26 protein-coding genes are annotated in these 20,329 nt (G+C 70.1%); 8 read left to right on the top strand and 18 right to left on the bottom strand.

The features are described 5' to 3' along the window. Window positions 1-52 precede the first annotated feature (52 nt). Together IEY81_RS12075 and IEY81_RS12070 are read left to right on the top strand one after the other, a co-directional pair. Window positions 53-1,549: a flavin-containing monooxygenase gene (locus IEY81_RS12075; protein ID WP_189118723.1), complete on the top strand. Its 1,497-nt coding sequence runs from the start codon at window positions 53-55 to the stop codon at window positions 1,547-1,549. 159 nt (window positions 1,550-1,708) lie between these two features. Next, on the top strand, window positions 1,709-2,677 hold the full coding sequence (locus IEY81_RS12070) for an AraC family transcriptional regulator (RefSeq protein ID WP_189118722.1): 969 nt from the start codon (window positions 1,709-1,711) through the stop codon (window positions 2,675-2,677). Window positions 2,678-2,712: 35 nt separating this feature from the next. On the opposite strand, the gene IEY81_RS12065 is transcribed toward IEY81_RS12070, so the two are convergent. The 7 genes from IEY81_RS12065 to IEY81_RS12035 form a co-directional block, all read right to left on the bottom strand. Beyond that, on the bottom strand, window positions 2,713-3,444 hold the full coding sequence (locus IEY81_RS12065) for a tetratricopeptide repeat protein (RefSeq protein ID WP_189118721.1): 732 nt from the start codon (window positions 3,442-3,444) through the stop codon (window positions 2,713-2,715). Continuing rightward, entirely contained in the window at window positions 3,441-4,343 is a 903-nt protein-coding gene (locus tag IEY81_RS12060) for a VWA domain-containing protein (RefSeq protein ID WP_189118720.1), read from the bottom strand. The genes IEY81_RS12065 and IEY81_RS12060 overlap by 4 nt, the downstream gene beginning before the upstream one ends. Continuing rightward, complete coding sequence (locus IEY81_RS12055) at window positions 4,340-5,407, bottom strand: vWA domain-containing protein (protein ID WP_189118719.1); 1,068 nt, start codon at window positions 5,405-5,407, stop codon at window positions 4,340-4,342. Before IEY81_RS12055 ends, IEY81_RS12060 begins: the two co-directional genes overlap by 4 nt. Next, window positions 5,398-5,862, bottom strand: a complete 465-nt coding sequence (locus tag IEY81_RS12050; protein WP_189118718.1) for a hypothetical protein — start codon at window positions 5,860-5,862, stop codon at window positions 5,398-5,400. Before IEY81_RS12050 ends, IEY81_RS12055 begins: the two co-directional genes overlap by 10 nt. A gap of 193 nt (window positions 5,863-6,055) precedes the next feature. Beyond that, window positions 6,056-6,943 carry a DUF58 domain-containing protein gene (locus IEY81_RS12045; protein WP_189118717.1) on the bottom strand — a complete coding sequence of 296 codons (888 nt, stop codon included), beginning with the start codon at window positions 6,941-6,943 and terminating at the stop codon, window positions 6,056-6,058. Window positions 6,944-6,969: 26 nt separating this feature from the next. Continuing rightward, window positions 6,970-7,983: an AAA family ATPase gene (locus IEY81_RS12040; RefSeq protein WP_189118716.1), complete on the bottom strand. Its 1,014-nt coding sequence runs from the start codon at window positions 7,981-7,983 to the stop codon at window positions 6,970-6,972. Between the two features lie 82 nt (window positions 7,984-8,065). Continuing rightward, window positions 8,066-8,674 carry an alpha-ketoglutarate-dependent dioxygenase AlkB gene (locus IEY81_RS12035; protein WP_189118715.1) on the bottom strand — a complete coding sequence of 203 codons (609 nt, stop codon included), beginning with the start codon at window positions 8,672-8,674 and terminating at the stop codon, window positions 8,066-8,068. Between the two features lie 147 nt (window positions 8,675-8,821). On the opposite strand from IEY81_RS12035, the gene IEY81_RS12030 reads away from it, so the two are divergent. Next, on the top strand, window positions 8,822-9,535 hold the full coding sequence (locus IEY81_RS12030) for a GntR family transcriptional regulator (protein WP_189118714.1): 714 nt from the start codon (window positions 8,822-8,824) through the stop codon (window positions 9,533-9,535). 29 nt (window positions 9,536-9,564) lie between these two features. Here the strand turns inward: IEY81_RS12030 and IEY81_RS12025 are convergent, their stop codons facing one another. Further along, window positions 9,565-9,915 carry a DUF8819 family protein gene (locus tag IEY81_RS12025; protein ID WP_189118713.1) on the bottom strand — a complete coding sequence of 117 codons (351 nt, stop codon included), beginning with the start codon at window positions 9,913-9,915 and terminating at the stop codon, window positions 9,565-9,567. A gap of 62 nt (window positions 9,916-9,977) precedes the next feature. Between IEY81_RS12025 and IEY81_RS12020 the strand changes: the two genes are divergently transcribed. Further along, window positions 9,978-10,244, top strand: coding sequence for a DUF4031 domain-containing protein (locus IEY81_RS12020; RefSeq protein WP_189118712.1), 267 nt, complete (start codon window positions 9,978-9,980; stop codon window positions 10,242-10,244). A gap of 4 nt (window positions 10,245-10,248) precedes the next feature. Here IEY81_RS12020 and IEY81_RS12015 read toward each other — a convergent pair whose 3' ends face one another. The 8 genes from IEY81_RS12015 to IEY81_RS11980 form a co-directional block, all read right to left on the bottom strand. Beyond that, the gene (locus tag IEY81_RS12015) at window positions 10,249-11,493 is read right to left on the bottom strand and encodes an MFS transporter (protein WP_189118711.1); all 1,245 of its coding nucleotides are present in this window, start codon (window positions 11,491-11,493) and stop codon (window positions 10,249-10,251) included. Window positions 11,494-11,533: 40 nt separating this feature from the next. Continuing rightward, the gene (locus IEY81_RS12010) at window positions 11,534-12,151 is read right to left on the bottom strand and encodes an HD domain-containing protein (RefSeq protein ID WP_229787765.1); all 618 of its coding nucleotides are present in this window, start codon (window positions 12,149-12,151) and stop codon (window positions 11,534-11,536) included. Between the two features lie 17 nt (window positions 12,152-12,168). Then, window positions 12,169-13,365 carry a phosphoglycerate dehydrogenase gene (gene serA / locus IEY81_RS12005; RefSeq protein WP_189118709.1) on the bottom strand — a complete coding sequence of 399 codons (1,197 nt, stop codon included), beginning with the start codon at window positions 13,363-13,365 and terminating at the stop codon, window positions 12,169-12,171. A 97-nt stretch (window positions 13,366-13,462) separates the two neighbouring features. Then, window positions 13,463-14,347, bottom strand: a complete 885-nt coding sequence (locus IEY81_RS12000; RefSeq protein WP_189118708.1) for a L,D-transpeptidase family protein — start codon at window positions 14,345-14,347, stop codon at window positions 13,463-13,465. 99 nt (window positions 14,348-14,446) lie between these two features. Beyond that, window positions 14,447-15,103, bottom strand: coding sequence for an exonuclease domain-containing protein (locus IEY81_RS11995; RefSeq protein ID WP_189118707.1), 657 nt, complete (start codon window positions 15,101-15,103; stop codon window positions 14,447-14,449). A gap of 32 nt (window positions 15,104-15,135) precedes the next feature. Further along, a complete protein-coding gene (locus IEY81_RS11990) occupies window positions 15,136-15,555 on the bottom strand; it encodes a hypothetical protein (protein ID WP_189118706.1) in 420 nt (139 codons plus the stop codon). A gap of 36 nt (window positions 15,556-15,591) precedes the next feature. Next, window positions 15,592-15,888, bottom strand: coding sequence for a DUF2087 domain-containing protein (locus tag IEY81_RS11985; RefSeq protein ID WP_189118705.1), 297 nt, complete (start codon window positions 15,886-15,888; stop codon window positions 15,592-15,594). Further along, entirely contained in the window at window positions 15,885-16,880 is a 996-nt protein-coding gene (locus IEY81_RS11980; RefSeq protein WP_189118704.1) for an epimerase, read from the bottom strand. Before IEY81_RS11980 ends, IEY81_RS11985 begins: the two co-directional genes overlap by 4 nt. A gap of 111 nt (window positions 16,881-16,991) precedes the next feature. Between IEY81_RS11980 and IEY81_RS11975 the strand changes: the two genes are divergently transcribed. Together IEY81_RS11975 and IEY81_RS11970 are read left to right on the top strand one after the other, a co-directional pair. Beyond that, window positions 16,992-17,591 carry a hypothetical protein gene (locus tag IEY81_RS11975; protein WP_229787763.1) on the top strand — a complete coding sequence of 200 codons (600 nt, stop codon included), beginning with the start codon at window positions 16,992-16,994 and terminating at the stop codon, window positions 17,589-17,591. Next, a complete protein-coding gene (locus tag IEY81_RS11970; RefSeq protein ID WP_189118702.1) occupies window positions 17,588-18,211 on the top strand; it encodes a TetR/AcrR family transcriptional regulator in 624 nt (207 codons plus the stop codon). Before IEY81_RS11975 ends, IEY81_RS11970 begins: the two co-directional genes overlap by 4 nt. A gap of 7 nt (window positions 18,212-18,218) precedes the next feature. Here IEY81_RS11970 and IEY81_RS11965 read toward each other — a convergent pair whose 3' ends face one another. Together IEY81_RS11965 and IEY81_RS11960 are read right to left on the bottom strand one after the other, a co-directional pair. Next, window positions 18,219-19,121, bottom strand: a complete 903-nt coding sequence (locus IEY81_RS11965; RefSeq protein ID WP_189118701.1) for an aminoglycoside phosphotransferase family protein — start codon at window positions 19,119-19,121, stop codon at window positions 18,219-18,221. A gap of 60 nt (window positions 19,122-19,181) precedes the next feature. Beyond that, window positions 19,182-19,478 (bottom strand): DUF1905 domain-containing protein, encoded by a 297-nt coding sequence (locus tag IEY81_RS11960; RefSeq protein WP_189118700.1) that lies wholly within the window; start codon window positions 19,476-19,478, stop codon window positions 19,182-19,184. Between the two features lie 60 nt (window positions 19,479-19,538). Between IEY81_RS11960 and IEY81_RS11955 the strand changes: the two genes are divergently transcribed. Both IEY81_RS11955 and IEY81_RS11950 read left to right on the top strand, forming a co-directional pair. Then, window positions 19,539-19,982, top strand: a complete 444-nt coding sequence (locus tag IEY81_RS11955) for a pyridoxamine 5'-phosphate oxidase family protein (RefSeq protein ID WP_229787760.1) — start codon at window positions 19,539-19,541, stop codon at window positions 19,980-19,982. Window positions 19,983-20,071: 89 nt separating this feature from the next. Next, a complete protein-coding gene (locus IEY81_RS11950; RefSeq protein WP_189118698.1) occupies window positions 20,072-20,329 on the top strand; it encodes a hypothetical protein in 258 nt (85 codons plus the stop codon).

Here is a 20,329-nt window from a genome sequence, read left to right as displayed (position 1 = left end):
ACCTCTCTAGCGTTTCCGATACGCAGACCCCGCTGCGAGAGGAAACAGAAAATTGAAGATCGCGGTCATCGGTGCCGGGTTCGCAGGCATTGCCTCGGCGAAGGTGCTCACCGAGCTCGGTCACGACGTCACCGTCTTCGAGAAGGCCCCCGACATCGGAGGCGTCTGGAGCCGGACCCGTCGCTACCCGGGCTTGACGACGCAGAACAACAAGGACTCCTACACGCTCTCGGACCTGAGGATGCCCAAGGTGTTCCCCGAGTGGCTGAGCGGCGAGCAGGTGCAGAACTACCTCGAGATGTACGTCGAGAAGTTCGAGCTCGCCCCGATGATCAGGCTCTCGACCGAGGTGCGGAGTGCCCAGCCGGCTGGAGGGGGCGGCTGGGACATCACCTCGAGAGCCACCTCGGTAGTGGGGGCAGACGGCGAGACGACCGAGCACTACGACCACCTGACGGTGGCCAGCGGCGTCTTCTCGGAGCCGTTCGCCCCTGCGTACGAAGGGGTCGAGGAGCTGACGGCTGCCGGCGGCACGATCCTCGCGGCCAGCGAGCTGCACGACCTGGACACCGTGAAGGGCAAGGACGTCGTGGTCGTCGGCTACGGCAAGTCGGCCTGCGACGTAGCCGTGGAGATCGCCAAGGAGGCGTCCTCGACGACCGTGGTCGCGCGCCAGCTGCTGTGGAAGATGCCGCGCAAGATCAAGGGCGTCCTCAACTACAAGATGCTGCTGCTGACCAGGCTCGGGGAGGGACTCTTCCCCTACCAGACCGTGCGCGGACCGGAGAAGGTCCTGCACGCGGGCGGCTCGAAGATGGCCAGCTCGATGGTCGGCAGCGTCGAGTCGGTGACCACCGGCCAGCTGAAGCTGAAGAAGCTCGGGCTGCTGCCCAAGGGCCAGTTCACCGACATCGCCCGCTCGACGGTCTCGCTCGCGACCGAAGGCTTCTTCGAAGGTGTCGAGGCCGGTGACATCGCCGTCGAGCGCGACACCGAGATCGTCGCCTTCGCGGTGAAGGAGGGCAAGCCGTACGCAGAGCTCGCCAGCGGGCGCGCCCTCCCGGCCGACGTCGTGGTGACCGCGACCGGGTTCAAGCAGGAGCTCCCGTTCTTCTCCGCGGAGATCCAGGACCAGCTCACCGACGACAACGGTGACTACCAGCTCTACCGCCAGATCCTGCCGCTGTCCGTGAAGGACCTGACCTTCGCCGGCTACAACTCCTCGTTCTTCTCGCCGCTCTCGGCCGAGATGAGCGCGGTCTGGATCGGCTCCTACCTCGCCGGCGCCCACCAGGTCCCGCCGGCGGAGGAGATGGCAGCGCACGTCGACCAGCGGCTCGCCTGGATGCGCGAGCGCACCGACGGCCACCACGCCCGCGGCACCAACATCATCCCGTTCTCGATGCACAACATCGACGAGGTCCTCGACGACGTCGGCATCGACGTCGGCCGACTCACCAAGGCGGCCCAGTGGCTGCTGCCGATCAACCCGAAGGCGTACGCCTCCGTGACTCCCAGGCTCGTGGCGAAGCTGGCGACGAGGAGCTAGTACGCGAGAGTCCGGGCGAGATGCCGGTGTCCTGGGTGGGACCGGCATCTCGTCCGGGTCCACTGGGACCTTAGACAGTGATTGCGCCTTGACCGCGTCGGCGAGGTGCTGGCTCCGCTACGCTCTTCGGTCAATCGAGCCACGTGCCAGGAGCCTCCCTTGCCCCGTCCCCTGCTGGGCCGCCACACCGTCGCCGCCACCACGGACGTGGACCAGGCCCGTGAAGCCGTCGCCGAACGGTTCTGCGCCCACTATCTGGCGCTGACCAAGGCCGGATCGCAGCTCGACATGGTGCACAACGCCGCGCCGCTGGGCGAGGACGTGATGCTCAACTACATGCGCTACGGCGACGAGGTGCGGATCACCCCCGGCACCTTCGACGACTTCTACCTGATCCAGCTCCCGCTGGCCGGCAGCGCCAAGGTCAAGGTGGGGGAGCAGGTCGTCCTCGCCGACCGCACCCGCGCGTCCATCGGCTCACCGACCGAGCCGGTCGACATGCTCTGGTCCGACGGCTGCGAGAAGCTGCAGGTCTACATCCGGCGCAGCGCCGTCGAAGAGGCTGCCGCAGGGCTCGGCGGCTCCGGGCCGGTGGTCTTCGACCCGACGCTCGACCTCGGCCGGCCCGAGGTGCGCGACTGGCTGAAGATGGTGCGGCTGGCCTATGACAACGTCGAGGCCGGCGGCTCGCTGATGAGCTCGCCGCTGGTCGCGGCCCCCTACGAGCAGGCCCTCATCGGGGGCCTGTTGACGGTGCAGGCCAACACCTCCCTCGAGATCGCCTCCGAGAACGCGTCGCCCACGGTCTCCCGGGCCGTACGCATGGCGGTGGACCTCCTCGAGGCCCACCCCGATCGCCCGTGGAAGGTCGCCGAGCTGGCTCAGCGGGTCGGGGTCTCCACCCGCACCCTGCAGGAGGCGTTCCAGCGCGACCTCGACACCACCCCGTTGGAGTACTGGCGGCGCACCCGCCTGGATCGTGCCTACACCGACCTGCTCGCCGCGGACGCGACCGCGACCTCGGTCACCGAGATCGCCGCGCGCTGGGGCTTCTTCCACCTCGGGCGGTTCTCCCAGGCGTACCGAGCGCAGTTCCAGGAGCTGCCCTCGCAGACGCTCATGCGCTGATCACCGCTGGCTCACCAACGCGGCTCACCACTGGATCACCACTGGGGCTCGTCGCTGAACCCGCCGTAGTCGTCGAGGTCGGCGTCGTCGCGGCGGTAGTCCTCGCCGTCGCCGTTGCGCTTGTCGAGCTTGTCCTGCTTCTCGTCGTCCTTCTGCGGCTGCTCGGGCGGGTCCTCCTGCTCGTTGGGCTTGATCTGCGGCTTCGGGGTCAGCTTCTCCTTCAGCCTCTCCTCGACCGACTGGCCCTGCTGGGACTGCTCGGGGCCCTGGCCCGCATCGGTGGGGCAGTCGCCCTCCTTCAGCGTGGTCAGCGCCTCCTCGTAGGCGGCCTTCGCGCCGCGCTGGTCGCCGGCGTCGCGGGCCCGGTCGCCGATCGCCTCCTGGGTCAGCGACATGTTGATGCGCACCGTGCACTCGTGGTCGCCGGGGACCCGCTTCAGCGCCTCGCCGTAGTAGGCGACCGCCCGGGCGTTCTCGCCGAGGAGGAAGGCGGCGTTGCCGGCGTCGAAGTGGGCGATCCACGGCTGCAGGAAGTTGAGCTCGCGGTTGGCCGAGTAGTGCTCCATCGCGGTCGCCGCGTCGCGCTGGTCCCAGGCGTCGCGGCCGGCGCGGTCGTGGTGGCCCATCAGGATCACCTTCAGCAGGAAGGCCAGCCCGATCACCACCGGCACGATGCCGGCCAGCAGCAGGGCGCGTCGCACCTGCTCGCGGGTGGTGCGTAAGGGCGCCTGCTCCTCCGGCTCGGCCGGCGTCTCGGTGACGGTCACGACAGCACCTCCTCCGCCTCGTGGCCGCGGCGTCGATGGCCCCACAGCTCCCACAGCAAGAGTGCCAGCAGCGGGAAACCGAAGATCCAGGCGCGGGAGACCTCGCCGCCGGCCGACGTCTCCTCGGTCAGCATGTCGGAGTCCCAGGTGGCGGCCTCGTGGGCGATGTCCTCGGTGTCCTTGGAGGTGCGATGGATCGTCTGCAGACCCATCTGACCTGCGATCTCGCGCAGGTTGGCGAGATCGATCCGAGAGCGGGCATCCTCCCCGTCGCCGTCCTTGAGGTAGCCGTCCTGCGGGCGCTCGTCGTCCCACGGCATCCGGCCGCCCTCCTCGGTGCCGTAGCCGAGCACCATCCCGCCGGCCGAGAGGTCGTCGACCTCGGAGAACGACTGCTGGTCGACGCCCTCGCGGGTGTTCTCGCCGTCGGAGGCGAACACCACGATCCGGCGCCGCTCGGGGGAGCGCTCCTGGTCGCGCTCCAGAGCCGCGACGACCTCGTCGAGGGGAGCGTCGACCATCGATCCGGAGCCGTCGAAGGCCCGCTCGGCGTAGAGCCCTTCGACCCAGGCGTCGAAGGCGGTGGTGTCGTAGGTGAACGGCATCTCGGTGCGGACGACCTCGCCACCGAAGGTGATCGCGCCGAACCGCACCGACGGCAGCGCCTTCGAGAGCGCCTTGAGGTCCCGCTTGAGCTGCGTCATCCGGGCCTCGCGCCCGGGCCCGTCCTCGGCGACCATCGACCGGGTGCGGTCGACCACGACGAGGACGTCGAGATCAGCCGTACGCATCTCCGCAGGCGCGGCGCCCCAGCTCGGTCGCACCAGGATGACTACGGTGAGCAGCACGATCAGCACCCGGCGTACGAGGGTGAGGGTCTGCCAGCCGAGGGCGCTCATCGGACTCGCTCCATCGGTCGTGGCGCCGGAGCAGATGGTCGAGCCTGTCGAGACCAGGCAGCGACCGACACCCGCCCCGAGCGGACGAGCGCATAGCCCCAGCCGCCGATCAGCATCAGCACGCCGAGCACGATGACCACGATCGGCCATCCGGGGGCGTCCCTGACCTGGTATTTCGGTGGCTCGACGACCTCGTCGGCGGAGAGCCGGTCGATGCCGGCCAGGATCGACTCGATCGAGCCGTCGTCACCGAGGAGGGAGAAGGTGCCTCCGGTGTCGGTCATCGCCTTGTCGAAGGTGGCGCGCTTGTCCTCCTGGAAGCTGAGGTCGGCCGAGCCGATGCCGAAGAGCTGGACGTCGCGCTCCTTGGCGAACGCGGTCGCCTCGGGCAGCGTGTAGACCGGCGGGCCGCCCTGCGGGTCGTTGTCGGAGGCGACGATGACCGCCCGGCCGCGGTCCGGGTTGGTCAGGTCGAAGCGCTTCACGCAGGAGACGATCCCGTCGCTGATCAGGCTGGCCCGCTCCTTGCCGAGATAGGTGCCGGCGACGTACTCCTGGTCGCCGAGGGCGAAGGCACGGCCCGCCCGCGCGAGCTCCTCCTGCACCCAGCCGTAGTCGTCGGTGAGCGGGAAGACGGTCACCGCGGCGTCGCTCCACAGCACCAGGCTGACCCGCTCGCCGTTGAGGCCGGCGACGAGCTGGGAGTAGGCCTGGGTGACCTGGGTGTCCTCGTCGAACATCGACGTCGAGGCGTCCAGGCAGAGCACGATGTCGCGGGTGGAATAGCGATTCTGGGTGATGTCGGTCGCCTGCGGGCGGGCGATCAGCCAGATGCACCCGATCACCGCGAGCGCGATACCGGCGGTCTGCCACCAGGAGAGCCAGCGCTGCTGGGTGGCGAGCTCGCGGAAGCGGGGGAGCCGCTTGAGGCGTTCGGTGTGGGCGACGAGCACGGCGTCGGTCGGACGGTTGTGCACCCGCGCGGCGAAGACCACGATCGCGGCCACGGCGGCGATCGTGACGACCAGCACGATCAGGGCGAGGACGGGCCACCTCAGGTCCATGTCGTCACCACCTGACGGGCTCGGCCCAGCGCCTCGGGGAAGCGCTCGGCCGCCTGCCCCTCCTCCTCGGAGGCGAAGGCGGGCGGGTACATCACCTCGACGGCCATCGCCAGCGGCCGGGTGCGGGGGTCGCTGCGCACGGTCTCCTTCAGGTCGGCGAGGACCATCTTGTCGGCCGGGATCTGGCTGACCTCGGCGACGTAGTCGCGCACCGTGCGGCTCAGATGCTGGTGGCCGACGCGAGCAGGTACGTCACCACGGTGGACGGACCGCTCGATGCGGTCGATCTCGGCCAGGTGCTCGGCGCGCAGGTCGCGCGGCTCGGGCACCCACGGCGTCTCCACCTCGACGACCGGACGCCGCTTGCGGGTCAGCACGATCACGGCGAGGAAGTAGAGCGCCGTCGCGGCGAGCAGGGCCAGCGCGAGCACCAGCCACCAGCCCGAATGGGCCATCGGCTGCTGAAATTCTTCCGGAAGGGAAGAGCCTGTCCTCGCGCCCAGAAGCGCCAGCTGCGCGCCACCCAGCGCGCACGCTGGCGGCGTTACGGCCGCTCGACAGACAAACCCGGTCTGCCTTCGCGGCCGTGCCTTGCCAGCGCACGCCCTGGACGACGTGCAGCAAGGCGCTGGGCACGGGGACAGGCTCTTACCGCCGCGCATGCCGGTGCCTCTCCAGGAGATGGAAGACCGCACCGATCGCGGTGGTGTCGTCGTGGACGCGCTGGTAGGCGATGCCGAGGCGGTCCAGGGTGCCGCGCAGACCGTGCTCCTCGGCGGCGGCCAGCTCGGCGTACTGGGCCTGGAGGACCGGGTCGCCGCTGAGCCACTCCGGGAGAGCGGCGACGGTGTCGATGTCGACCCGCGGGGCGGCCCCGGGCACGGCGGTGGTGGGGTCGAGGTCGTCGATGCCGGCGACCAGCACCTCGTGCTGGACGGTGAGGCGTCGCAGGACGGCGGCCATCTCGTCGCTGAGCGAGTGTTCGTCGGTCACGACCAGCAGGATCGCCCGGCGGCGTACGTTGGTGGCGATGTGGCGCAGCACCGCGACGATGTCGGCCTCGGCGGCATCGGGGGTGATGGCGTCGTGGGCCTGTCCCAGCGCACGCTCGAGCGCGACCTCGGTGTCGGCGGGCTTGGTCAGCTTCTGGGTCTCCGAGTCGCCGTAGGCGACCGCGACCTTGTCGCCGTGGCGCACGCCGAGCCAGCCGACCAGGCCGGCGGTGAAGATCGCCAGGTCACGCTTGGTGGTGGTGCCGGTCGCCTGGGCCGCCATGCTCCGGCCGGTCGAGATCGCGAGGAGCACCAGATGCTGGCGCTCGGCGGTGAACCGCTTGACCAGCAGGCTCCGGGAGCGGGCCGTCGCCTTCCAGTCGATGTCCTTCACGTCGTCGCCCGGGACGTACTCACGCAGGTCGTGGAAGTCCATGCTGCGCCCGGTCTGCAGGGATGCGTACTCCCCGTCGAGCAGGCCGACCACCTTGCGGTGGGCATGGATCATCAGCCGCGTGCGGATCCGGGGGAGGTACGTCGACATCTCGGTGCTCAGGTCAGGGGCTCAGGTCAGGGGCTGGGGACCGCGCGGACCAGCGCGTCGACCAGCATCTCGGGCTGGACCTTTTCGGCCAGCGCCTCGAAGCTGAGGTGGAGACGGTGGCGCAGGATGCCGTGGCGCAGCTCGCGGACGTCCTCCGGGGTGACGTAGGAGCGGCCGAGCAGCAGCGCCGCGGCACGAGAGGCCTGCAGGAACGCGATCGAGGCACGCGGCGAGGCGCCGATCTCGACGTAGGAGCCGGTCTCCGGGCCGAGCAGCTGGGTCGCGTTGCGGGTGGCCTGGACCAGCGCCACGATGTAGCGCTTGATCGCCGGGTCGACGTAGACCCGTTTGGCCAGCTCCTGGAGCCAGATCACGTCCTCCGGGTTGGCCACCGGGCGGGTCTGCTCGTGGTCGGGGCCGAGGGTGCCGGCCTCGATGCGCTCGAGGACGACGAGCTCCTCGGAGTCGCTGGGGTAGTTGACGATCTCCTTGAGGAGGAACCGGTCCATCTGCGCGTGGGGGAGGACGTAGGTGCCCTCCTCCTCGATCGGGTTCTGGGTGGCGAGCACCATGAACGGCCGCGGCAACGGGTGGACGTGACCGGCGATCGAGGTCTGCCGCTCCTGCATCGCCTCGAGCATCGCGCTCTGGGTCTTCGCGGACGAGCGGTTGATCTCGTCGAGCAGCACGAAGTTGGCGTGCACCGGCCCGAGCTGGGTCTCGAACTCGTGGTTGCGCTGGTCGTAGACCTGGGTGCCGATGATGTCGCTCGGCAGCAGGTCAGGGGTGCACTGGATCCTGGAGAACTGCGCCTCCACCGTCTGCGACAGGGTCGAGGCGGCCAGCGTCTTCGCGAGCCCCGGCACGCTCTCGAGCAGCACGTGCCCCTCGGAGAGGAGCGCGATCAACAGCGCGGTGCGAAGGCGTTCCTGGCCGACCACGCGGCTGCTGAAGGCGGTGCTGACCCGCCCGACGATCTCCTTCGCCCTGGCGATCTCCTCGGCGGTCGGAGGGGCGAGGGGCGGTGCGGTGGTGGTCAAGGCGGCTCCAGGGGCGTCGGCTGTCGGTCCATCCTTTCCTACCAGCGTACGGATCGCATCTCGGACCCGGCTCCGGGCAGTCTCAGAAGACGTTGCGGGGGCGGAACTGGATCGAGATCCGGGGCCCCGCGGAGGAGACCTTGGGGATGGCGTGCTCCCAGGTGCGCTGGCAGGAGCCACCCATGACGACGAGGTCACCGTGACCCATCTCGATGCTCATGCCCTTGCCGCCGCCCTGGGGGCGCAGCGCGAGGCGGCGGGGGTCGCCGACGGAGACGATCGCGACCATCGTGTCGTTGCTGCGGCCGCGGCCGATGCGGTCGCCGTGCCAGGCGACCGAGTCGTTGCCGTCGCGGTAGTAGCAGCAGCCGGCGGTCACGAACGGCTCGCCGAGCTCGGGCAGGTAGTGAGCGGTGAGACGGCCGCGGGCCTCGGCCAGGCGCGGGTGGGGGAGCGGGTCGCCCTGCAGGTAGGTGTGAAGCAGGCGGGGGACATCGACGACCCGGTCGTACATCTGCCGGCGCTCCTCGCGCCAGGGGACGTCGTTGATCATCGCCTCGAAGACGTCGTCGGGATCGGGCAGCCAGCTGCGAGAGATGTCCACCCAGGCGCCGCGGGTCAGCCCGACCCGCTCGTAGGTCTCGGTGGTCTCGTCGGCGTCGGGCGCGAAGAGTGTTCCCTGGAAGTCCACCCCTGGAGCATACCTCGTGATCGAACACTTGTTCTACTGAAATCGGCCATCGATGTTTCGTTGCACCTGAATCGCCTCATCTCATTGCAATGTCACAACTTGACGGAAAGCCGGGACGTGGACGAGGCGTACACCTACGCTCTGCTCATGGTCCGGTCTGTGGAGGGGGAGCGGTCGCTCAAGCACGTCCAGATCCGGGAGTACGTCCGGGAGCTGATCCGCAACGAGAGCCCTGGTGCCGCCGCGCCGTCCGAGCGTGAGCTCGTGCAGAAGTTCAGCGTCGCCCGGGCCACGGTGCGACAGGCCCTCGACACGCTGGTCAGCGAGGGGCTGCTGGTCAGGATCCCGGGCCGCGGCACCTTCGTGGCGCGGCCGCGGCGGACGCCGAGCCCGGTGCTCGGGTTCAGCGAGGAGATGGCCCGCCGAGGGATGCAGGCCTCCTCGGAGACCCTGCTGCTCGGCCGGGAGAAGGCAGGCCCGACGATCGCCCGTGCGCTGTGCCTCGAGGAGGGTGCGGCCGTCGTCCACTGGCGCCGCCTGCGGCGCGGCGCCGGGGTGCCGATCTGCATCGAGGACGTCTACCTCGACGAGACGATCCTGCCCGGGCTGCTCGACCGCGTCACGCCGACCAGTCTCTACGCCGAGCTGGAGAGACGGAAGCTGCGGCCCTCGTGGGTCGACGACACCTTCCGGGCCGACGTCGCCAACATCGAGGAGGCCACGCTGCTGGGCCTCTCCGTCGGCGTGCCCGTGCTCCGCAGGCAGCGGAAGTCGGTCGCCGGCGACCGCTTCGTCGAGGTGTGCCGCTCCGTCTACCGGGCCGACCGCTACGCGCTGCACCTGCAGCTCGGCCCTTCCTGAGGGCCAATCTCGGAAACTTTGCTGCGCGGTCAGAGATCGCCGAGGGGCGCGACCACGTCGCCGCTCTCCTCGCAGACCCAGATCGGGTCGGGACCGCCCAGGTCGGGCGTGATGTGGAGCGAGTGGACCGGCGCCTCGGGCGGGCAGGTGGTGCACACCGGCCAGCGCGCGGAGGTCTCCCCGTCGAAGAGCAGGTCCTGGACGTCCTGGGCGACCAGGCCGGCGACGTAGGCCTTGCCCTCGGGCCACTGCTCGACCCACCAGCCGCGCTCGGTCATCGCGTCCTCGAGGGCGGAGACCGCGGCCGCGCCGGCGAGTCCGCGAGCGTCGAGGTCGTGGAGCACCCTCGCCCGAGCCTCGAACAGCACTGTCGTGTTCATCCCGACCATTCTTGCGGACCAGTCAAGGGAGCCGTGGGCGATCGGCCGGGCGATCCCCGACAATGTTGCCCGTGATCCTCATCGACCCGCCGAACGTACCCAGCCGTGGCCGGATGTGGTCGCACCTCGCCAGCGACACCTCCTACGAGGAGCTGCACGCCTTCGCGAGCCGGGTGGGGATCCCGGCCCGCGGCTTCGACCGCGACCACTACGACGTCCCCGCCGAGGCGTACGCCGACATGGTCGCCGCGGGCGCCGTGGAGGTCACATCCCGGGCCCTCGTCTCGGCACTCCTGGCCGCCGGTCTGCGGCGCCGGAAGCCTCGCTAGCCGACTACTCGGCCGCCGCGGGCGACCTCTCGCCCGACGGGAGCGACGCCTCCGCGGGGGTGGACATCCGGCGAGTGGTGAACCAGACGGCGCCGGCGATCAGCAGGCCGAGCCCGCCGCCGAAGAGGAAGCCGCCCTGCCAGCCGGTCAGGTCGATGGCGTACCCGGCGGTGGGGGCGCCGACGGCGCTGCCGAGGGTGATGGCCGAGCCGTGCCAGCCCATCACCTCGCCGCGTACGGTCGAGGGGACGTTGCTGGTGATCGCCTCGAGCGCGGCGGTGAGGCTGGGCGCGCAGAAGAAGCCGCTGAGCAGGAGCAGCGCCGTGAACGAGATCGGCCCCCAGGCGAACGCGGTGAGCACCGTCGTCGCGCCGAGCAGCACCAGCATCACCGCGGCGGAGGGGTGCCGGTTGAGCGCGCCGTAGACGATCGCGCCGATCAGCGAGCCGGACGCCCAGATCGCCATCACCAGACCGAGCAGCGTGGTCCGCTCGAACTCGCGCATCGCCGCCACGGTGCCGAGGTCCTCGGCGACGAGGATGAGCGAGGCCGAGAAAGTGCCGATGAGGAGGAGCGTGACACCCGGGTTGACCCATGACGGGAGCCTGGTACGGCGAGTTGCGGATGCGGTGGTCAGCGGGGCCGCGTCGGCCGGGAGGGCCGGCTCGCCCTCCGTGATCGTGGGGTTGAACAGCCAGAGCACGACGGCGGCGAGGATGCCGAGCCACTGGATCAGCAGCAGCGCCCAGGAGGTGCCGAGATAGCTGGCGCCGAGCACGCCGATCAGTGGCCCGACCATGAAGCAGAGCTCGGTCATGACCGAGTCGGCGCTCAGCGCCGCGGTGCGCTTCCCGGGCCCGACCGAGCGCAGCATCACCTGGCGCACGATCGAGAACGACGGCACGGTGAAGAGGCCGGCGGCGGCGACCAGGCCGAGGAGCGGGACGTAGCCGACCCAGGGCGCGATCGACCAGGCGAACGGCAGGACCGTCAGCGGCAGCAGGACCGTACGCCGCAGGCCGACGCGGTCGAGGAGCCGGCCGAGCCACGGGTTGGAGATGGCCATCGCGATCGCGAGCACCGTCGAGACCAGGCCGGCCTCCGCGTAGGAGCGGTCGAGCGGGCCGACCACGTGGAGCGTCACGATCACGGCGCTCGCCGGCATCGGGATGCGCAGGAACACTCCCAGCACCAGGATGCGGCGAACGTCAGGGATCCGCCACAGCTCGGCGTAGGTCTGGAAGTTCACCGACGAATTCTGTCACCGCCGAGCGGTTCCGATCGAATTGTTATCGATCAGGTGACAGATACGCCGTGAGCGCCTCGAGCTCGGCCGCGATGTTGGCCCGGGCGGCGGCCTCCCAGCTGATCCGTGCGAACGGGGTGGAGAAGAGCGACTCCTTCTCCAGCAGCCGCTCCAGCACCTGGGCGCGACCGACGCGGAACTCCTCGTCGGAGAGGTGCTGGTACTCCTCGCGGACGCTGGCGGCGTACTCCGCGTAGCGCTCGGAGGGGGCCGCCAGAATGGCCAGGTCGGCGTCGGAGAGCACCCGGCCGCCGTGGTCGTCGGGCTCGGGGTCGTGGGTCTCGGTCAGCCGCACCAGGCGGGCGACCTCGGCCACCGCCTCGGCGTCCAGGTGGTCGCCGAGGGCATCCTCGGCCCACGCCGCCGAGCGCTCCTCGGCGTCTCGCTCCCCGTCGTAGACGGAGTCGTGGAAGAACGCCGCCAGCGTCACCGTGACGGGGTCGAACTGCTCCCCCTCTTCGTGCAGCTGCTCGATCCGCTCCAGCACCTCGGTGAGGTGGCGGAGGTCGTGATAGCGGCGGGTCGGCTCGTCGTACGCTGCCAGGACGTCATCGCGGAGATCGGTGGCGTCCGGCAGCGGCCAATGTCGAGGGAGATCCATAGCCCAGAACGCTAGCGTCACGCGTGGTAGACGCGCACCCACCTGGTGTGCGGGTTGCCCGCGATCTTCTCCAGCGTCGTCGGAGGTACGTCGGTGACGTCGGTGACCACGAAGCCGGTCTCCCCGGCGGTGGAGAGGTATTGACCGGTCACGTTGACGCCCTCGGAGGCGAGCAGGTTGTTGAGCTCGGCGAGCACGCCCGGGACGCTGTCGTGCAGCAGCGCGAGCCGCGCACCGTCACCCAGCGGCGGCGGCTGGACGGCCGGCAGGTTGACGCTGAGCGCGGTCGACCCGGAGCGGACGAAGTCGCGCAGCTTGCCGGAGACGAACCAGCCGATCTCCTCCTGGGCCTCCTGCGTGGAGCCGCCCACGTGGGGCGTGAGGATGACGTTGTCGAGGCCCTGCAGCGGGCTCTCGAAGGCGTCGCCCTGGGCCTTGGGCTCGACCGGGAAGACGTCGAGCGCCGCGCCGGCGATGTGACCGGACTCGATGTGCTTGCGGAGCGCGTCGTTGTCGACCAGGAAGCCGCGCGCGGCGTTGATGAACAGCGAGCGCGGCTTCATCTTCGCGAACTGCTCCTCGCCGAACATGCCGAGGTTGCCCGGGCGTCCGTCGATGTGGATCGAGACCACGTCGGCCTCGGCCAGGAGCGCGTCCAGCGACTTCATCCGGCGGGCGTTGCCGTGGGCCAGCCGGTCGGCGATGTCGTAGAAGATGACGTAGAAGCCGAGGGCCTCGGCGACGTTGGAGAGCTGGGTGCCGATGTTGCCGTAGCCGATGATGCCGAGCGTGCGGCCGCGGACCTCGTGGGATCCCTTCGCGGACTTGTCCCAGATGCCGGCGTGCATCTTCTCGGTCTTCTCCGGCAGGCGCCGGGCCAGGGAGATGATGTAGCCGATGACCAGCTCGACGACCGAACGGGTGTTGGAGTAGGGAGCGTTGAAGACCGCGATGCCGCGCTCGGCGGCTGCGGGCAGGTCGACCTGGTTGGTGCCGATGCAGAAGCAACCGATCGCCTTCAGGTCGGTGGCCGCGTCCAGCACCCGCGGAGTGATGTGGGTGTTGGACCGGATGCCGAGCAGCGTCACGCCCGGAAGGGCGGCCACCAGCTCGTCCTCGGAGAGCGACTTGCTGCGCAGCTCGACCTCGAAGCCGGCCTTCTCGAGGTTCTCGACAGCGACGGGATGGATGTTCTCCAGGAGCAGCGCCTTCATGGCTCAAGGGTAGGCCGTCCGCGGACCTGCCAGGAATCGTCGCCGCAGGTCGGACAGTGAGACGTAGCCCACTCCTGGGTGGGGCGTGCCAGGCCCGTCAGGACCAGTAGACGACGACCCCGTCGCCGATGTTCACCTGGTCGTAGAGCGAGGTGATCGCACCGTGGTCACGCACGTTGACGCAGCCGTGGGAGGCGCCGTTGTAGCCGTTGGCGGCGAAGTCGGGGGAGTAGTGGACCGCCTGCCCGCCGGAGAAGAACATCGCGAACGGCATCGGCGTCTTGTAGATCGAGGAGACGTGGTCGCGGCTCTTCGCGAAGACCGAGAACTGCCCCTCACGCGTCGGCAGCTCCTGCGAGCCGAACCGCACCTCGACGCTCAGCTGCACGTTGCCGCCGACGACCCAGCGGAGCACCGAGGTCGATTTGTCGATACACAGCACGCGGCCCGTCAGACAGCGCGGGTCGAGCTTGCCGGCCGGCACCGGCGGCGGGGCGTCGGTCAGCTCGGCCTCGGTGGGCTCGCGGGTCATCGCGTGCAGCCGGTCGAGCGTGGTCTGGTCGACGAAGCCGGTGACCGCGATGCCGCGCTTCGCCTGGAAACCGGAGACGGCCTCGGTTGTGACGTCGCCGTAGAACCCGGTCACGCCTGCGTTGAACCAGCCGATCTGCTTCAGCCGAGCCTGGAGCTCGCGTACGTCGTCACCGCTGTCGCTCTTGCCGAACAGGCGCGGACCCGAGGTCGGGGACGGCTTCGGCTCGGGCTCCGGCTTCCTGCTGGGTGTCGGTGTGGCCGACGGACTATCGCTCGGTGAGGTCGACGGGCTCGGCGAGGAGGCGGCGGTGGAGGGCGTCGGCGCCTCTGATGCCGGCGCGGAGGCAGGCTCCGTGGCGCACCCCGCGAACGTGGTTGCCAGCAGGACGGCGAGCGTCCCGGTGATCGTTCCCCGCTTGACCATCTTCTTCGCCTCGCTCCGGACCATGGCCCTTCAACGATGAGAGGGCCGACGAGATACTGATGTCCGAGCGGGGTCATTCGGTTGCATCTCTGCGGAGGATGTCCCGTCTGGCGGGACGATCTGTCAGCGCTGCGGTCGCCAGAGCCGGCTGAGCCGGCGGCGTACGCCTCGCTTCAGCCGGTGTCGCACGGTGTTGCAGGCGACCAGCGGCATCGCCAGTCCGGCGCGGTCGGCGTCGGCGAGCTCGCGCAGCAGGATCTCGGCGGCCACCCGGGTGTCGTCGCCGGCGTCGTGAGCCTTCAGCTGCTCGACCGCGTAGTAGGCCGCGATCGAGGCCAGCGACTTGTCGGGCACCTCCAGGGCCAGCGCCTTGGCGAACCGCATCGTGCACAGCCAGTCGAGTACCTCGAGGCGTACGCCCGCACGGTCCGACTCCACGGCCACGAACGTCCAGTCGAAGGCGGCGTTGTGAGCCACGAAGACCCGGCCCGCCAGGCGCTGGGCGATGGTTGCGGCGACGTCGCGGAAAAGCGGGGCGCCGGCGAGGTCGGCGCTGGTCAGGCCGTGGACCTCGACCGGGCCGGGGTCGACGCCGGCGCCGGGGTTGACCAGGGTCTCCCACTCCGACTCGGCGGTGCCGTCGGCGGAGATCTGCCGGATGGCCACCTGGATCACACGGTCGCGATAGGGGTCGAGCCCCGTCGTCTCGACATCGAGGACCGCGTAGCCCCGTCGGCTGCCCGGGGCTTCGCTTCGTCCGCGAGATTCGGTGGTCGTCACACGGCTGACGCTATCGGTGACCACCGACACTCCTAGCCGGCCACCACCCCGAGCGCGACGAGACCGACGATGAAGACCAGCAGGAAGACCATCAGCAGGACGAAACCGAGCACCCCGGGCTTCTTCTGCTTCTCATGGCCGATCGCGCCCTTGCTGAACCCGGTCATCGGCGCGGCGTAGAAGACCGGCACGGTCTGGCCCTCGGCGACGTCGCAGGTCAGCGATGCCTTGCCGAACTTCCAGGTCCACTGGGCGTACATCTCGACCGTCCAGTGACCCGGGGGCACCGGGAAGACGTTCCGGCCGTACTGCGTCGGCATCTTGTGGCCGTTGAGCAGCACCGTCGGCACGATCATGTTGGAGGTCATGTGGCTGCCCTGGATGGTCAGGTCGATCCACCCCACGGGCGGCTGGCCGGGCGCTGGCTGGCCCGTCTGGTCCGGCATCGTCATGGGGTGATCATGCCGGATCTCTCGGCGCAGCGTTCCTCAGACCTCGACACTGCCGCCGTCGCGCCAGTAGTAGCTGTCCTCGCGCATCATGAACCCCTCCTCGTAGAGGTAGCGGCGGAGCGCGGCGTGATCCTCGTGGAACCTGCCGAGGATCTCGTTGACCTCGTGCTCGGGGTAGACCTTCCCGGGCTCGAACTCCTGCGCCAGCCGGTTGAGCACGACCAGCTTCTTGACGTGCTTCGAGGGGATCGTGAGCAGGCGCCCGTCCTTGCCGAAGAACCGGCGCAGGGTCTCGGCGTCGTCGGGGCGGGGCTGCCAGGTCGCGCGGGTCATCCCTCCATCGTGGTCGAGGCGGCCGGCCGATGCCAACGGTTTCTCCGCCCGCTCCTTGCGACGAGGTCGCGGACGGCCGAGCCCCACTCGGCGTGCTCGAACTCGAAGCCCGCCTCGGTCAGCCGCTTCGGCGTGACCCGTCGGCTCTTGAGCAGCAGCTCGGTGTCGGAGCGCATCGCCCAGGCGCCGATCTCGGCCATCCATCGGGTCGCCGCCAGCCCGACCGGCACGCCCGCCTCCCGACGCAGCGTCCGCATCAGGTCGCGCTGGGGGAGCGGTCCGGGCGCGGCCAGGTTCACCGGGCCCGAGAGGTCATCGCGGGCGATGAGCAGGTCGCAGGCGCGTACGAAGTCGGTCTCGTGGATCCAGGACACGAACTGCCTGCCGCCGGCGACGGGCCCGCCGAGGCCGAGGCGGGTCATGGTGAGGAGGACGTCGAAGACACCGCCCCGGTCGGGGCTCATCACCATCGCCGAGCGGAGCGCGACCTTGCGGGTCGCAGGGGTGCGGGCGGCGGCCTGCCCGGCCTCCCAGCGCTTCGCGATGCGGGTGGAGAACTCCCAATAGTCCGGCACGCCGGGCTCGTCGCCGCCGATGATCCCGGTGGCCTCGTCGTTGGGGCCGTCGAAGCGGTGGGCATAGATGGTCGCCGTGCTCATCTGCAGCCAGGTCTGCGGCGGCCTCGAGGCGCGCGAGATCGCCTCGCCGACCACCCGGGTCGACTCGACCCGCGAGTCCATCATCTGCTTCAGGTTGGCGTCGGTGTAGCGACAGCTCACGGTGCGCCCGGCGAGGTTCACGACCACGTCCGCGTCGTCGATCTCCGCCGCCCAGGGGCCGATCGTCCGGCCGTCCCAGGCGAGATGACGTACGCCCGGCTCCAGCCGTCCGGGGTGGCGCGAGAGCACCACGACGTCGTGTCCGTGCGCGCTCCAGGCACGCCGCAGGATGCCTCCGACCTGCCCGGTCCCACCGGGGATGACGATCTTCATGCTGCGACCGTAGGCGGTTTTGAGCGATCGCTCAATATTTGCGCTACCTTGGTTTTGAGCAATCGCTCAAAGTCGATGTGGGAGGCGTACGTGGCTGGTCGGATGTCGTCGGTGCTGCAGGTGTTGTTCGGTGCTTTCTGCCGGGGCTGGCTCTTCGGGGTGGTTCTGGGGCTCGTGGTGGGCGGCGGTCTCGGCACGGTCTTCATCCCCGTGGTGGGAACCGTCTACGGCGCGATGGTCGGCGTGCCGCTGGGTGCGATCACCGGCCTGGCCGCAGCGCTCCTGGTCGCGCCCGCTGCGCTGCTGCCGCGGTCGGTGCTCGCCGACCGGGTCTGGCCTGGTCTCGTGTCCGCCGGCCTGACGTTCCTGCTGGTCACTCGCGTCGTCTTCTCCGGAGGCGATCTCTGGAGCGACGACGACGGGCCCTACTTCCTCGCCCTCGTGCTGGTGACCGGGGCGATGGGTGTGCTCTTCGGGGCCGCGGTCACCCGGCGAGCACGGGTCCGGTTCATGCAGTCGGTCTGGTCGGCGGTCTACGGCAGCATTCTCGGCGCGGTGGTGAGCGCCGGTTACGTTCTGCGGGAGGAAGGGCTCGGGGAACCCGGGTTCCTGGCTGGGTTCACGTTCATGGGGTGGGTGGCCGGAGGCATACTCGGCGCAGCGCTGGTCATCTTCAACCTGCTCGTCACCAAGGAGCCCTCCGCAGAATGAACCCCACCAAGGCCAAGCTGATGCTGGCCGCGACCGACCTGCTCAAGGACGACGGCATCGCGGGGCTCTCGGCGCGGGCCATCGCCGCCCGGGCCGACGTCAACCAGGCCTTGGTCTTCTATCACTTCGGCACGGTCATGGATCTGGTCGGCGAGGCCTGCCGCGCGGCGACGGACGAGGCGGCGGCGTTCTACCAGGACGAGTTCGCGAAGGTCGGCTCGCTGAGCGAGCTGCTCGAGATCGGCCGCGGCCTTCACGAGCGCGAGCGCGCCGCCGGCAACGTCACGATCATGGCCCAGCTCCTGGCCGGTGCCCAGCGGGACGAGAAGCTGGCGGAGACGGCCCGCTACGCGCTGGGCCGCTGGAACGCGGAGATCGAGTCGGCGGTCGCGCGGGCGGTCTCGGGCAGCCCGGTCGAGGGCGTGGTGGACACGCCCGGGCTCTCGCGAGCGATCAGCTCGGCGTTCATCGGGCTGCTGATGTACGACGGGGTCGACCGCCCCGGCGCCGAGTCGGCGTTCGCCTCCCTCGAGCAGCTCGGTGCGCTCGTCGAGGTGATCGAGGATCTGGGGCCTGCGGCCCGGATGGTCCTCCGCTCGCGGCTGAAGGGTCGCGGCTAGGTCCGCGTCAGCTCAGCGCGGCGCGGGCCATCACGAGGCGGTCGGCGCAGCGTACGGGCATCGTCTTCCAGTAGTAGGGGAAGGTCATGACCGAGATGAAGAGCGCCCAGCCGCGGCTGCGGAGCCAGGTCGCCTCGTCGAGGTCGAGGAGGCTGCGGAGCTCTTCGCGGCCGTCGGCGTCGAGCAGCTCCCAGGCGCAGACCAGGTCGACGGTCGGGTCGCCGACCGAGAGGGCGCCGAAGTCGAGCACCGCCGTGAGACGGCCGTCGCGGGCCAGCAGGTTCTCGGCGAGCAGGTCGCCGTGGAGCCAGCGCGGCTCGGTCTCGGTCGCAGCGGGGAGCGCCATCACCTCGCCCCAGACCGCCTCCACGGCGTCCAGGTCCAGGTCGAGCTCGGCCAGCTCGCGACACTCGCGCACGCAGGAACGGAAGTCGGCGTCGAACTCGCTGATCGGACGGCCGCGGTACCAGCGCATCTTCGCGTCGGTGAGGACCTCGCGCGGCACCTCGGTCCGGCGGATCCCGGTCACCACGCCGGCCAGGTCGGTGGCCGTCACGTCACCCGCGCCAGGCCCCGGCTTCTCGCCCTCGAGCCAGCGCACGACGCTCCAGCGCTCGGGGTAGCCGAAACCCGGCTCGCCGACCGCCAGCACCTCCGGGATCCCCACCGCGAGGTTGGCCGCGAGCTCCGGCGTCCAGCGCGCCTCCTGGGCGATCGCCGCTGACCCACCGGGTTGGCGCGGGAGGCGTACGAGGTGCTCGTCGCCGAGCCGGAACAGTCGGTTCGTCGACCCGGTCGAGTCCAGCGGACGAAGGGGGCGCTCGGCGTGGTCCGGAAGATCCCGCTCCAGCAGGGACCGCACCAGGTCCTCGTCGATCAACAGCTCGTCGTCGTGCATCGGCGCGTTCATCGCGTCGACCCAATCACGAGGTCGGCGAACGCGCTCGCGATTTTCGGCCGGAAGCGGCGCTCAGATCAGCGTGATCGAGACGAGCGCGCGGTCGCCGACCTCCAGGTCCTCACGGCGGCGTACGTCCTTCTTGACGGGGAGCGCGTAGCCGTCCTGACCGGGGAAGACCGAGGTCCGCCAGGTGGTGGCGCCGATCCTCGCCTCGACCCGCACCGAGCCGAAGCCGCGGGGCGGTCCGGTCGCGGCGGACGCCTCCCGGATCTCCTCGGTGACCTCGGGCGGAGCGCTCACGAAGATCCAGGCATCGGTCTCGTCCTTCCACGGCCACAGCTCCGCCTCGAACTCCCACGAATCCATGCGCCCATCCTGCCCCGAAAGCAGTGGGCCGGGGCGCGCTCCGCGGCTATGGTGCAAGCCATGGCTGACCCGCGTTCGCTCGCTCAGAGACTCGCCGACACCCGTGCCCGGCTGGAGAACGACATCGATCTGTGGATCGCCTCGGCCCACGACGACCAGCCGTGGCTGGTGCCGATCTCGTTCGTCTGGTGGGAGGGCGAGATCTGGATCGCGAGCATGGGCGGCGCGCGCACCCAGCGCAACCTCTCCGCCTCGCCGGCCGTGCGGCTGGCGCTCGGCGAGCTGCGCGACGTGGTGATCGTCGACGGCCGGACCGAGGTCGAGCCGATGGAGCGTACGCCGAAGCAGGTCCTCGAGATCTACGCGGCCAAGCAGGGCGGCGACCCGAGCACGTGGGCCGACAGCCTGATCCGGGTGCGACCGACCAAGGTCCAGGCGTGGCGCGAGGAGAACGAGCTCGAGGGCCGCCACCTGATGCGGAACGGTCGCTGGCTGGACGAGTGAGGCCCGCCACCGGCGCCGAGCCCGAACTGTCGGTGGTCTCTGCTTGAGTGGTGGTGAGGACGACATCCGATCCAGACGGAGGAGATGTCATGACCATCAGCCCCACCATCGACGAGGAGATCGAACGGCTCGAGGAGGAGATCGGCGAGCGGCCCAGCTGTGAGTGCGCCTGCGGCAACCTCGACGGCGACGCTGAACCCTGCGGTGAGGTGGCGACCTACGCGGTGACCGTGCTCTGCCCCGACGACCGCTGCACCCACACCTACCTGCTGTGCCGCGAGTGCTGCGACCAGTGGGTGCAGAGCTGCCCGCCGCCCCATCAGCTGCGCGTCGTGGAGCTGGGCTGA

Origin of the sequence: Nocardioides luteus (assembly GCF_014648595.1) — a bacterium.
GTDB lineage: Bacteria > Actinomycetota > Actinomycetes > Propionibacteriales > Nocardioidaceae > Nocardioides > Nocardioides luteus.
Note: the sequence above shows the minus strand (reverse complement) of the source record. Positions and strands in the feature narration are given on the sequence as shown.